Source organism: Pseudomonas sp. ADAK21 (assembly GCF_012935735.1).
GTDB classification, from domain to species: Bacteria; Pseudomonadota; Gammaproteobacteria; order Pseudomonadales; family Pseudomonadaceae; genus Aquipseudomonas; species Aquipseudomonas proteolytica.
Genome location: NZ_CP052857.1, coordinates 3,570,854 through 3,584,522, shown reverse-complemented (window position 1 = coordinate 3,584,522; position 13,669 = coordinate 3,570,854). Strand labels below are relative to the sequence as shown.

Annotated in this window: 8 protein-coding genes; 3 read left to right on the top strand and 5 right to left on the bottom strand. The window is 60.2% G+C overall.

What is annotated here, in order from left to right; genetic code table 11:
• Window positions 1-3: 3 nt before the first annotated feature.
• Entirely contained in the window at window positions 4-1,335 is a 1,332-nt protein-coding gene (locus tag HKK57_RS16160) for a DUF58 domain-containing protein (RefSeq protein WP_154906709.1), read from the top strand.
• A gap of 61 nt (window positions 1,336-1,396) precedes the next feature.
• Here HKK57_RS16160 and HKK57_RS16155 read toward each other — a convergent pair whose 3' ends face one another.
• Both HKK57_RS16155 and HKK57_RS16150 read right to left on the bottom strand, forming a co-directional pair.
• Window positions 1,397-1,756, bottom strand: coding sequence for a PilZ domain-containing protein (locus tag HKK57_RS16155; protein WP_029295457.1), 360 nt, complete (start codon window positions 1,754-1,756; stop codon window positions 1,397-1,399).
• A gap of 226 nt (window positions 1,757-1,982) precedes the next feature.
• Complete coding sequence (locus tag HKK57_RS16150) at window positions 1,983-2,357, bottom strand: hypothetical protein (RefSeq protein WP_029295455.1); 375 nt, start codon at window positions 2,355-2,357, stop codon at window positions 1,983-1,985.
• 176 nt (window positions 2,358-2,533) lie between these two features.
• Here HKK57_RS16150 and pyk point away from each other — a divergent pair, with 176 nt between their 5' ends.
• A complete protein-coding gene (gene pyk, locus HKK57_RS16145) occupies window positions 2,534-3,985 on the top strand; it encodes a pyruvate kinase (RefSeq protein ID WP_029295454.1) in 1,452 nt (483 codons plus the stop codon).
• Between the two features lie 176 nt (window positions 3,986-4,161).
• Here the strand turns inward: pyk and HKK57_RS16140 are convergent, their stop codons facing one another.
• Together HKK57_RS16140 and HKK57_RS16135 are read right to left on the bottom strand one after the other, a co-directional pair.
• A complete protein-coding gene (locus HKK57_RS16140; protein ID WP_029295453.1) occupies window positions 4,162-4,911 on the bottom strand; it encodes an enoyl-CoA hydratase in 750 nt (249 codons plus the stop codon).
• A gap of 22 nt (window positions 4,912-4,933) precedes the next feature.
• The gene (locus HKK57_RS16135; protein ID WP_169390417.1) at window positions 4,934-5,866 is read right to left on the bottom strand and encodes an iron-sulfur-binding ferredoxin reductase; all 933 of its coding nucleotides are present in this window, start codon (window positions 5,864-5,866) and stop codon (window positions 4,934-4,936) included.
• A 300-nt stretch (window positions 5,867-6,166) separates the two neighbouring features.
• Here HKK57_RS16135 and HKK57_RS16130 point away from each other — a divergent pair, with 300 nt between their 5' ends.
• Window positions 6,167-7,690 carry a fumarate hydratase gene (locus HKK57_RS16130; protein WP_169390416.1) on the top strand — a complete coding sequence of 508 codons (1,524 nt, stop codon included), beginning with the start codon at window positions 6,167-6,169 and terminating at the stop codon, window positions 7,688-7,690.
• Between the two features lie 83 nt (window positions 7,691-7,773).
• Here the strand turns inward: HKK57_RS16130 and HKK57_RS16125 are convergent, their stop codons facing one another.
• The gene (locus tag HKK57_RS16125; RefSeq protein ID WP_169390415.1) at window positions 7,774-13,608 is read right to left on the bottom strand and encodes a hypothetical protein; all 5,835 of its coding nucleotides are present in this window, start codon (window positions 13,606-13,608) and stop codon (window positions 7,774-7,776) included.
• Window positions 13,609-13,669 lie beyond the last annotated feature (61 nt).

The following is a 13,669-nucleotide window of genomic DNA, read 5'->3' as shown; positions in this document are numbered from 1 at the left end:
CCCATGAGACCCACTCGCCTGTTGCTGGCCTGGCTCGCGGTGCTGCTGGGTCTGGGCATCGCCCTCGGAACAGCCATGGCCCTGCAACTCAAGGTGCCAGCCGCCCTGCACTCCGTGGCATGGGGCCTGCTCCTGGCGCTGCTTTTGCTCGCATTGCTCGATGCTGTCCGCCTCAAACGCCGCCCCTCGCCACGCCTGCGGCGGCAGATGCCGGGCAGCCTGGCGCTGGGGCGCTGGAGCGAAGTGCGGATTACCCTGGAGCATGACTATGCACACCCCCTGGCCCTGGAGGTGTTTGATCATGTGCCGGATGGGTTGAGCGTGCAAAACCTGCCGCAGTCCATCGCACTGCGCCCCAGCGAACACAGCGAGCTGGGCTATCGCCTGCGCCCCTTGAGCCGTGGGCACTTCAGCTTTGAGCGTTGTGAGGTGCACCTCCCCAGCCCTCTAGGGTTATGGACCGCAAAACGCCTACTGCCACTGCAGGATGACACGCGGGTCTATCCGGATTTTGCCCGCCTGTACGGTGCGCAATTGTTGGCGGTAGACAACTGGCTCAGCCAACTGGGTGTACGTCAGCGCCAGCGGCGCGGCCTGGGCCTGGAGTTTCACCAACTGCGGGAATTTCGCGAGGGTGACAGCCTGCGCCAGATCGACTGGAAAGCCACGGCACGGCAACGCACGCCGATCGCCCGGGAATACCAGGATGAGCGCGACCAGCAGATTGTCTTCATGCTCGATTGCGGCCGGCGTATGCGCAGCCAGGACGGCGAACTGTCGCATTTCGACCACGCCCTCAACGCCTGTCTGCTGCTCAGCTACGTGGCCTTGCGCCAGGGCGATGCGGTGGGCCTGTGTACCTTCGCCTGTGACCAGCCGCGCTATCTGGCACCGGTCAAGGGCAGTGGCCAACTGAACCAGTTGCTCAACGCGGTCTACGACCTGGACAGCACCCGGCGCGCGGCCGATTACCAGGCCGCAGCCAATCAGTTACTGGCTCGTCAGAAACGTCGAGCGCTGGTGATCGTCGTGACCAACCTGCGTGATGAGGACGACGAGGATCTGCTGACTGCGGTCAAGCGCATCAGCCGCCAGCATCGGGTATTGGTGGCAAGCCTGCGCGAAGAAGTACTGGATCATCTGCGCCAGGCCCCTGTGCAAACCCTGCCGGAAGCGCTGGCCTACTGCGGCAGCGTCGACTATCTCAACGCCCGGGAAGAACTCCATGACCGTCTGAAGGCACAGGGCTTCGCCGTACTGGATGCTCACCCGTCGGATTTGGGTGCGGATCTGGTAACGCGTTATCTGGGCTGGAAAAAAGGCGGCGTGCTATGAAGGTGCACCTTTTACAGGTATCCGTTCAACGATCAGCACGGGGCCGACAACGTTCGTCGCGCTAGGCCGAGGCCTGCTGGGGAACAAAACTGAAGTACTGCGACAGTGCCAGGATCAATTGCCCGTACTCGGCAGGTGCCTGTAACAGCATGAAACCCGAATCATAATGCTGAGGGTTGATGTCTTCACGGCTCCACAGGCACCTGGCAGTGAAGTCAATTGCATGCACATCTCCCTCAAGCCCGGGGATCTTCAAGCACAGCTCGAAATCCACGTTGATCATCATCGGTAGCTGACTGACCAACATCAGGCCTTCGCTGGAAATGTTCCCCAGATAACCGATGGGTTTGTCCGTGAAGCGGTTGAACACCTGCAAGCAACAAGGCAACTGGTGCCGCTCAATCCGTCGATTGGTAAACATGATGCCATCCAATGGCCATGATTTTGGCCGTTCAGTGGTTCGGACCGGAGCGTTATCAACAACACCCCACTCTCCATGGTTCTCGGTGGGACAGCAACCTCCGCCCTGGCACTTTACCGCCGCCGAATCCGAGAATTGCATCTGTTTGGATTGAAAGTTGTACAAACAGACATCCAAAGGATAGCCCAACTCCGTCAAGAGACCAGCTATGAAATGATAGACGCCATCACAATGCGGCTGGCCTTGCTCGTGCGGGGCTTGCACCTGGGTAATGCCCCAGTTGTTGCAGCGTATCCAGGCGTGCACGCGCGCGGAACGCGTATTCGCTCGACGGGTACTGGCTGATGATGAACTGATACGTCTGCACCGCGTCCACAAACAACTTCTGCCGCTCCAGGCACTGCCCACGCAGCATCGAGACCTCCGGCTGCACGTAGCGCCGTGAGCGGCTCTCGCGGTCGACCTGGGACAATTCCAGGGTGACCCGTTCGCAGTCGCCTACGTTGTAGGCACGGTAGGCGTTGTTCAAATGATGGTCCATCGACCAACGGGTGCAGCCGACAACACTGACGGCCAGGGCAGCAATGATCAAAACTCGCATGGGGTGTTCTCCTGTCTTGAGCAGTGTATCGACCCTTGGGCGAAAATCTTCAGGGTTGTTCGTCCCGCTCCTTAGAGTGAAAACAAGCGAATCGATAATAAGTAGTGCAAACGAACAATGACTACAGCCAAAGAGCATAGTAGCCTTCCCCAGCGCTAGAACTCAGGAGTCCGTGCATGTCCGTCCGTCGTACCAAAATCGTCGCCACCCTTGGCCCGGCCAGTAACTCGCCGGAAGTCCTCGAACAGCTGATTCTGGCTGGCCTGGACGTTGCCCGTCTGAACTTCTCCCACGGCACCCCGGACGAGCACAAGGCTCGCGCCAAGCTGGTACGTGACCTCGCCGCCAAGCATGGCCGCTTCGTCGCGCTGCTGGGTGACCTGCAAGGTCCGAAGATCCGGATCGCCAAATTCGCCAACAAGCGCATCGAGCTGAAGATTGGTGACAAATTCACCTTCTCCACCAGCCATCCGCTGACCGAAGGCAACCAGCAGGTTGTGGGTATCGACTACCCGGACCTGGTGAAAGACTGCGGCGTCGGCGACGAACTGCTGTTGGACGATGGCCGAGTGGTCATGCGCGTCGACACCGCCACCGTCACCGAGCTGAACTGCACCGTGATCATCGGCGGCCCGCTGTCCGACCACAAAGGCATCAACCGTCGTGGTGGCGGCCTGACTGCACCGGCCCTGACCGAGAAAGACAAGGCTGACATCAAGCTCGCCGCCGAAATGGAAGTGGACTACCTCGCCGTGTCCTTCCCACGCGACGCTGCCGACATGGAATACGCCCGCCAACTGCGCGACGAAGCCGGCGGTACTGCCTGGCTGGTCGCGAAGATCGAGCGCGCTGAAGCCGTGGCCGACGACGAAACCCTCGACGGCCTGATCAAGGCGTCCGACGCAGTGATGGTTGCCCGTGGCGACCTCGGCGTAGAAATCGGTGACGCGGAACTGATCGGCATCCAGAAGAAAATCATCCTGCACGCACGCCGCCACAATAAAGCGGTGATCGTTGCGACCCAGATGATGGAGTCGATGATCCAGAACCCGATGCCAACCCGTGCCGAAGTGTCCGACGTGGCCAACGCCGTGCTCGACTACACCGACGCCGTAATGCTCTCGGCGGAAAGTGCCGCCGGCCCGTACCCGCTGGAAGCGGTCCAGGCCATGGCGCGGATCTGCGTCGGCGCTGAAAAGCACCCGACCAGCAAGACCTCCAGCCACCGCATCGGCAAGGTGTTCGAAAGCTGCGACCAGAGCATCGCCCTGGCCGCCATGTACACCGCCAACCACTTCCCGGGAGTGAAGGCGATCATCGCCCTGACCGAAAGTGGCTACACCCCGTTGATCATGTCGCGCATCCGCTCCTCGATCCCGATCTACGCGTTCTCCCCGCACCGCGAAACCCAGGCCCGCGCGGCCATGTTCCGTGGCGTGTACACCGTACCGTTCGACCCGGCGTCGTTGCCGCCTGAGCAAGTCAGCCAGGCTGCCATCGACGAACTGCTCAAGCGTGGCGTCGTGGAGAAAGGCGATTGGGTGATCCTGACCAAGGGTGACAGCTACCACACCATCGGCGGCACCAACGGCATGAAGATCCTGCACGTTGGCGACCCAATGGTCTGAGTGACCTGCTGAAAGCAAAGGCCCTGTCATGTGAGTGACAGGGCCTTTTGCATTTCTAATCAGGGTGAGGGGGTGGTTGCACTGGCGCTTTCGCGGGCAAGCCCACACACACTTCAAATGCATCCCCATGTGGGAGCGGGCTTGCCCGCGAAAGCGTCAGTCCAGCCACTTCGATTTCAGCGCCGGGCAATAAACCCCGACAACGCCGCAATCGCCTCCGGCGACCTCAACCGCTGGGTAAACAGCGCGCCCTCCTCCTCAATCACCTGGCGCAACTGCTCGCGATCAACGCTCTTCATCAACTGCTTGCTGATTTGCACTGCACCCGGCGCCAGAGTCTCGAAGCGTTCGGCCACCTCCCGCGCCTTGGCCAAGGCTGCCTCACCACTGTCCAGCGCTTGCGTGGCGATGCCCCACTGTGCCGCTTGCTCGCCGCTGAACCCTTCGCCCAGCAGCAACAATTCGGCAGCCTTTGCATGCCCAAGCAAACGCGGCAGGATCAGGCTGGAGCCGAACTCCGGGCACAGTCCCAGGTTGACAAACGGCATGCGCAACCGGGCATCACGGCTGACATACACCAGGTCGCAATGCAGCAACAGCGTGGTACCAATGCCCACTGCAGCGCCCGCCACACCGGCAATCACCGGTTTGCGGCAATTGAGCAGGCTCTTCATAAAGAGGAACGGTGGGCTGTCCAGGTCCGTGGGCGGTTGCTGCAGGAAGTCGCCGATATCATTGCCGGCGGTAAAACACTCGCTGCTGCCCTGGATCAGCACCGCATTGACCGTGTTGTCGGCATCGGCCTGCTCCAACGCCGCGGCCAACTGGTGGTACATCGCGCGGGTCAGGGCGTTTTTCTTGTCGGGGCGATTGAACTGCAGAATCAGCAGCCCACGGTCACGTTGCAGCACAATGGCATCGGTCATGGTGAGTCTCGCAGATAGGCGCTCAACCACGGGGCAGGAACACATCGGCCAGCAGTTGATTACGCGGCAAGCCCGCCAGGAACAGGCGCTTGGAAAAGGCCTCGACACTGCCGGGATGCCCGCAGAGTAAGGCCAGGGTTTGCCGGGAAACAAGCCGCAGTTGCGCCAAAGCACCGGCCAACTGCGCCGCTGTCCACAGCTCGACGATGAGGTTTTCATGGCTGGCGGCCAGTTGGGCCAGGGGCTCGGCCAGATAATGCGCATCCGTATCATGGGCCAGGTGAATCACGCGGATGACGCCCTGGTGATCCTGGCGCAAGGCCTCACGCAACACGCCCCACAACGGGCCCAGGCCAGTGCCGGATGCCAGCAGCCACAGCGGCCGGGATTGCCAGTCCGGGTCATAGTGCAACGCCCCACCGCGCAATTCGCCCAGGCGCAGTTGATCACCGGCCTGTAACTGCCGGGCAAGATCGCTGAACTCGCCGGGCAGGCGGCAATCGAGATGGAACTCCAGGAACGGATCTTCCCCGGGCAAGCTGGCCAGGGAATAAGGCCGCGCCACCGTACCCGCCCATAGCACCAAGTGCTGCCCGGCCCGGTAACGCAGGCCTCGCTCCGGTTGCAGGCGCAGGCGCAGCACCGTCGGGTGCAGCCAGTCCGCGCTCAGTACCGTGGCCGCCGTGCCGTCGCGCAATGGGTCAAAGGCCTCAACCTGCACATCACCTGTAACCTGGCACTGGCAGGCCAGGCGCCAGCCATCCTGGCGCTGGGCCGGGCTCAGGGCGTCGGGTTGCTTGTCCTCGACCTCACCCCGGCAACGCACCAGGCAGGCATGGCAACTCCCCGCCCGGCAGCTGTAGGGCACGGCCACACCGGCCTGGTTCAAGGCATCCAGCAGATTGCTGCCGGTGGAGACCGACCAGTGGCGTGCGCCGACGTGCAGTTCAGGCATAAAACTCTTCAGCTGTAGGAGCGAGCTTGCTCGCGAATGTCGCTAACGATAACGCGGGCTGCCTGACGAAACCCACCAGATTCACGTTTTTCGCGAGCAAGCTCGCTCCTACAGCTAAATCGAGCCGGCCATTCATGACCATCGTCGGGTGTATCAGCCACCGCGCCGGGTTATACTGCCGCGCCTTTTTAGCGTCGCGCCAGCACTACCCGGCGTGCCTTGGAAAAGGTGGCTCCAGCGACCGATACACCCATCTGAAGCCACCTTTATTGAATGTTCCCTTATAGAGGAGCGCGACTCATGACCGTGATCAAGCAAGACGACCTGATTCAGAGCGTTGCCGACGCCCTGCAATTCATTTCCTACTACCACCCCGTTGACTTCATCCAGGCGATGCACGAGGCCTACCTGCGCGAAGAATCGCCGGCCGCCCGTGACTCCATGGCCCAGATCCTGATCAACTCGCGCATGTGTGCCACCGGCCACCGCCCGATCTGCCAGGACACCGGGATCGTTACCGTGTTCGTACGCGTCGGCATGGATGTACGTTGGGATGGCGCCACCATGGGCCTGGACGACATGATCAACGAAGGCGTGCGTCGCGCCTACAACCTGCCGGAAAACGTCCTGCGGGCCTCGATCCTCGCCGATCCGGCAGGTAGCAGGAAGAACACCAAGGACAACACCCCAGCGGTCATCCACTACTCCATCGTTCCGGGTAACACCGTGGAAGTGGACGTGGCGGCCAAGGGTGGTGGTTCCGAGAACAAGTCGAAAATGGCCATGCTCAACCCGTCCGACTCGATCGTCGACTGGGTCCTCAAGACCGTGCCGACCATGGGTGCCGGCTGGTGCCCACCGGGCATGCTCGGCATTGGTATCGGCGGCACCGCCGAGAAAGCCGCGGTGATGGCCAAGGAAGTGTTGATGGAATCCATCGACATCCACGAGCTGAAAAAGCGCGGCCCTTCCAACCGTATCGAAGAAATGCGCCTGGAGCTGTTCGAGAAGGTCAACCAACTGGGGATCGGCGCCCAGGGCCTGGGTGGCCTGACCACCGTGCTCGACGTGAAGATCATGGATTACCCGACCCACGCCGCCTCGTTGCCGGTGTGCATGATCCCCAACTGCGCCGCCACCCGTCACGCACACTTCGTGCTCGACGGTTCCGGCCCGGCCTCGCTGGAAGCGCCACCGCTGGACGCCTACCCGGAAATCGTCTGGGAAGCCGGCCCGTCGGCCCGCCGCGTCAACCTCGACACCCTGACCCCGGAAGAAGTGCAGAGCTGGAAACCGGGCGAAACCGTGCTGCTCAACGGCAAGATGCTCACCGGGCGCGACGCGGCGCACAAGCGCATGGTCGAGATGCTGAACAAGGGTGAAACCTTGCCGGTAGACCTCAAGGGTCGCTTCATCTACTACGTCGGCCCGGTCGATCCGGTGCGCGAAGAAGTGGTTGGCCCGGCTGGCCCGACCACCGCCACGCGGATGGACAAGTTCACCCGCCAGATCCTCGAGCAGACTGGCCTGTTGGGCATGATCGGCAAATCCGAGCGCGGCCCGACCGCCATCGAAGCAATCAAGGACCACAAGGCCGTGTACCTGATGGCCGTTGGTGGCGCGGCTTACCTGGTGGCGCAAGCCATCAAGAAATCGCGTGTGGTGGCCTTCGCCGAACTGGGCATGGAAGCGATCTACGAGTTCGACGTCAAAGACATGCCGGTCACAGTGGCTGTCGACAGCAACGGTGAGTCGGTACACATCACTGGCCCTGCCATCTGGCAGAAAAAGATCAGTGAGAGCCTGGCGGTAGAAGTGCAGTAAGCACCCTGCGCTGAAAAAAGCCACGCTACCTGAATCGGTAGCGTGGCTTTTTTACACCTGTTTCTGTGCCATTGGGTTCGGTTCTACTGCTGGTCGTAGGGACTATTCACACTTAACGACGCGCTCTGGCCCGAATAATAAGAGGTATAGACCCAACCATCGCGGGATGTTTTCTGGTGATACACCACCCCATCTTTGGTGAGGGTCACGGGAAAGCTGGGCAGGATTTCTCCGGTAAACGCCGAGGCAACACGCATACCCTTGTAATAGTACTGTGCAGTTCCACCCATTTGGACCGGCCCGTAGGTTTCCGAGACAGTGCCCTTGTTATGCGCCAGCCAAATCGGCAACACCCGGGAGGTGACATCCCAGGCGGCCACCTTCATTTCCAGCCCGGCATTCACATCGGCACTCGCCTCGGAGCAATCCACCGTCCAAGTCAGCCCGGCTTGCTCCATGACCCGCGCAGTATGACCGACCGGCTGCAGGATCATGCCGTGATCGGCAGCATCGGGTAACCAATCCAGCGTCACCTCCTTGCCGATAATTTCGGTATCAGCCTCAGGCACCACCAGGATCGTGTGCGTTGCCCCCCTACACAAAAGCAAGGGCTCGCCGAAGGATTTTCCACGGAACGCATCCAGTCTGACCTCTACCAGATCCCCCAGGTCGTCTGAAAGCAGTTTTCCCTGCAGGTACCAATCCGGCAGGCTGGGGCTCATCAATTTCAACCCGAAATGCCCTTCGTCACCCAACAACGAGGTGACGGACCAGGACACACTCTGCCCGTCAACGCTGCGTGGCTCTCCCAAGGGTGGAGAAAACACCAGGCCCAAGGCTTGTGCGCCGGCAAAGTCTTCCAACGTGACGGTCGAGCCCAACAGCGGACTGTCCTCGTTGACTTCCAGCTCCAATACATACCGCCTGCCACGCCGCAGTTGCAGGCCGGCAAAGGCCAGATCAACAGTCTTGTGGTTTAGATAAAGTACGAAGTGCTGATCCCATGGGTTGTCCTCAAGCGCAGTAACGGTGAACCCGACCTGGGTGACAACGCCTTCGTTTTCGCCAGTCATATCAGCGATAACCTGATGCACACCTTCAGTCTGTGGCCGGTAGAGGTATTCAGCCCATCCGAATCTATCGGTGGTGGTGATCGACCATAAAGCCTCCTCCCCATCAACGACCCAACGCACTTGGAGCCCGGCCTGACCTTCTTCGGTTTCAGCGTTCAGCACCTGAAAACGTAGCAATGCTCCCTCATCTTTTCTGACAACGGGTTGAGCCGACACCGGGCTGATCTTATCAATCAGATACCGCGCATCTACCACCTCGAACTCGCGTACAGCCGACCATTCGGATGTGTCCCCATCTACAGCCTGTTGCACTTGAACCCCGTGCCGCCCTAACGCCCAATCAGCCGAAGCACTCCATCGCCAGGACCTGACACCCGGGATCGTCGCCAGCACGTTACTCAGATCATTGACATGGCGTAGCAACAATTGCCCCCCCGTCACCCCGGTGCCGGTGAATTGTGGTTTGCGCGATACGCGGCTGTTGTGTGTAGGCGTCCTGATTTCCGGCGTTTGTGGCCGAGGCATTACGTGAAAGGTATGCGGCTCGCTCCAGGGCGATTGCGGCCCAGTTCCTTTCTGCTGTTTGGCCTGAAGTGCCACGGGGCCTGGTTTGAACGGTTCTTCGATGACGAATTCGAGCGTCCCGTCCTCTTCGGTCACTTGTCCGTGCAGGACCAGCTCACCCTCACCCCGTAGGCTTACCAGCGCCCCAGGCAGGCCTTTTATGCGGATAAGCGGGCGGGACGACGACTGCGACCCCGCTAGCGGCAGTTCGAAATACGGTGCGTCGGGTACCGGTTCTCGAATCACGATAAAGACACAGGGCTCGCTCACTACAGACGCAACGCCTTCCACCACCTGGTTCGCAGTCACCTTGTTTGCGTCGTACGGCCAGTCCTGATCAGGTGAGAACACTGCCTCCTTATCCCCGATCACGAACGTTCCGGAAACCTGATGCCCGTTTTCATCAACCAGATTCAAGGTCGCGCCTGCCGAATACACCCCCGTGATCAACAGCGTTTGCCGCAGGTTGTTTGTCTCAGCCAGCGGGACAATCGCCAGCCGGGGTGGCCTGACTCGGAATATCCGAAGGGCCTCCTCAGAGACCAAATCCTGTAAATACACCCGCACCACAATTTCATGGACTCCCGGGCCGTGAGGTAGTGCTTCATGCGCTGTCCAGTGCCCGTCAGGCAAGGGCACGGCGTGCGCCACTTCGACGCCGGTGAGCGGATCGTTTACCACGACAGACGCACCTATGCCCGGCCAGCCACGACTGCCGGAAAGAATGGCTCCGATATCAATGACCTGATCATGTTGGGGATACTCGATGATTGGCGCTTGGATCCGTACCTCGAAGCGACACATCTCACTGGGCTCGGACATGACGTCATTGACTGTCTGAACGGCATAAACCTGATTGACCTTCGCCCAGTTTTTAGACGCAATGAACTGCCGAATCGAACCCTCTTCGGAAAACACGCCAGGTACGGATTGATCGTTCTCATCAAACATCGCCAGCAGCACGTTGCCGCTACCTACATGACGAACCGTAAGGGCCTGGGCTGGCATGGCCGGGTTGGTTGGAGGAAGAATTTCAACGCGATCAGGACGCAGATAGAACCCACGCACCGGCCCTGGGCGGGACTCAATACCTTGTCGCACCTGCATGAGCTGCTTGTGTTTGAACCCGGGTGCCGACCAAGTGTGAATGCCATACCACTGACCGCCCTGCACCGGCCAAGATGCAATGCGCTCGCCATCGGTGTCGAGCAGTACCACCGTAGCGTCCGATACGCCCGTTCCGCTCAACTCAAATTTCAGCGGGTAGTACTCGCCCTCCGCCGGGTCAATGAGTTGCGGGACGGGCGGGCGAGCAATGAAATCGACCGGCGTACTGGGGTTGGAAACGATATCCCCCAATTGCTGGGTCACGGTGATCCGATTCTCATGAGGCCAGGGCTGTGCAGGCACAAACTGGCGAGAAGACCCGCTCCCTGTCATGTGCCCGGTCACTGCATGCCCCTTGTTGTAGACACGCACGGCCACCGCTTCGGAATAGAGCCCCGTAATCTCGAGCATTTGATCCGATTCGGCAGGATGGGCGGGTTTTCCAACTAAGGGAACAGCCAATGAAATATAAAAATGACGAACCGGCCCCGGAGCGGATTCAACGCCATTGACGACTTGCACAACACGCTTTTGCTTGAACCCCGGTATCCAGTGATAGATTCCTGTCCAGAGGGTACCGATGGCCCGCCAGCTCCCCACCACGCTGCCGTCCAGGTTCAACACCTTGACCAGAGCGTTCGGATGACACCGCCCTGTCATTTCGAAATCCTGCTCGTAGTAGCCTCCCTCTTGGGGCGTATCGAATTGAACTGTAAAGGGTCTGGCCGAGAACACGCACATCTCGCTGGGCAAGGACTCTGTGTCATTGACCACCTGTGTCGCCCAGACCTTGTTGGTTCCCGGCGCCCAGTCCAGGTCAGGCACAAAGGTGTAGGTCTCACCGTAGCGGGTAAAGATGCCAGGAACATGATGTCCATCGAGAAACACCTTCACATTCTCGACCGCCGGGTGAACACCGACCAGTGTCAGCGCCTGCGTGGCGTCTGCCGGGTTCGGCGGCTGAATGATCGTCAAAGGCAGCGGTTGCACACAAATCACTCGGGCCTCACTGGCGTCGGAGGCAACCGAATTAACGACCTGGAACACCTTTACCGTATGTTTACCGAATGACCAATCCTGGGCCGGCGTAAACACACGCTCACTGCCGGTTCCCGTAAAAATACCCGGAATTGGCGTGTCATCGTCCCTAAGCATCTGCAAGGTCGCGGCACTCGGATACACATGACTGATCTGCAGCGTCTGGGCTGGCGCTGCCGGGTTGACCACCAGCGCAATCGAGGGCGGGTCAGGCTTGATAAAAAACACACGGGCCGGGCTTCTCGCAGAGTCGACATCATTGACCACCTGCATGACCTGCACCCGTGCCTCTCCGGGCACCTGCCAGCGGTGCCGGGCTATCCAGCCATTCCCATCCACCTGCGCCTTGACCAGGATATTGCCGTCGATGGCGAGTACATAAACAGTCGCCCCCACGCGACAAGTGCCGCTCAAATGCACCTCGAACGGCTGGTGCGACTTATCCACTGGCTCATTGATCACCGGCGCCAGCGGGCTGACGAAAAAGGTCACGTCATCGCTTCGATTAGACGTCACGCCTGCCACCTGCTGGGTCACCCATACCGATTGCTCTCCCAGCGTCCAGTCTTGAGCGGGCGTAAACAGATAGCGAGAGCCACTGATGAAATTACCCGTCACCTGACCTGCGACGTTATAAACCTTCAGCGTAGCGCCAGCCAGGACCCCGCTGATTTGCAACGACTGCCGGGGACTAGGAATAATGGGTTCCAGCAGCACCGGTTTGGGCGGTCGACTGTAAAAGCGACGCTCCAGGAGGGTGGAGAGCAAGCCTCGCCATTGGACATACACACGAAGCGTATGCTCACCCGGCTGCAGCGATAACGCCGTTGAAGTCCAATTCCCATCGGCATCAGGGATGGCCGAGCCCACTTCGTGGTCAATATTGCCGGCGTACAGCACGACCCTGGATCCTGGCCCAACATAGCCTCGCTGCCCGGAAAACGAATCGCCTATATCGACAACCCCGTACTGTGCTGGATAAAGCACCGTCGGTGCTGCAAACACCACATTGAAGGTCACACTGTCGCTGGGATCCGATACAAAACCGTCGACGGTCTGCGTCGCGCTCACCGATTGAGCGCCAATCGGCCAGGCAAGTGTGGGCGTGAACTGACGCGTGCTCCCTGTCCCCGAGAAGGTGCCGGCAACCACGGTGGCGCCCCGGGAAACCGTCACATGGCCCGCCTTGGCATGCACTGCGCTGATCGTCAGCACCTGCGAGGGCAGCGCCGAATGGGGTGGTTGACTGAGTGTTGGCTTGCTCGGCCGGACGGTGAACTTTATGTCCCGCGCCCACAAGGACGCGTGCTGAGGGTTCTTACCCACCTGTCTTGCCGTAATTTCGTAGGCCTGCACGGCCCACGGGCTGTTTGCAGTGACTGACCATGTGCCCTGCGCTTGTACCGTCGCGCTCAACTGAACCCCGCCTCCACCACCGGTATGAAAAACCTCGATGGTTGCCCCCGAAAGACCTCTGCCACTCACCATGGGCCGACCATCGGCTAAAACCGTCACTTCAGTGATCACGGGCACCAGCAGCACGGTGAAGCTCACCGGTGCCGATACTGAAGTCATCCCGTTCACTGTTTGCCTTGCTTCGAGAATCAGGGGATCAGCCGACCAGAGGTCCCTCGTCAGTAGCACGCTCCAACTACTCTGCTGCACGACCGTCGTGGCAAACGGCACATTGAAGCCCCGCTGATAAATGCCGATTAGCGCGCCGCTCACACCGCTCCCGCTCAATATGGGCCGGGCAACCGTAACCAGGCCAGGATTGTTGAGGCCTGGCGGGGCGGGTGCCACGGTAACTATTTTTTCATCCGACCAGTCGGAATAAGCGCCGGTCAGCGGCTCGCGCTGTCGCGCGACGATACGGTACGAACCTGCGGCCCATGCACGGGTTGCCGTCGCCTCCCATGTGACCCCCGATTGCACGGTCGTCAGTTGGACACCACCACCACCACCGACAAAAAAGATTTCGATAGTCGCGCCCACCAGGGCGCCTCCTCCTGCGACGGACGGTACGCCGCCGACACTCACGCTCACACCTGTGATCATAGGCTTGAGCAACAATACGAAACTGACCCGGTTGGAAAAACCAGACGTTTCGCCGCCCAGCGTTTGCCGCGCGAACACCTCATGAACTCCCTGGCCTATCCAAGAACCAATCGTAATACTCCACGTCCCATCCCGCACT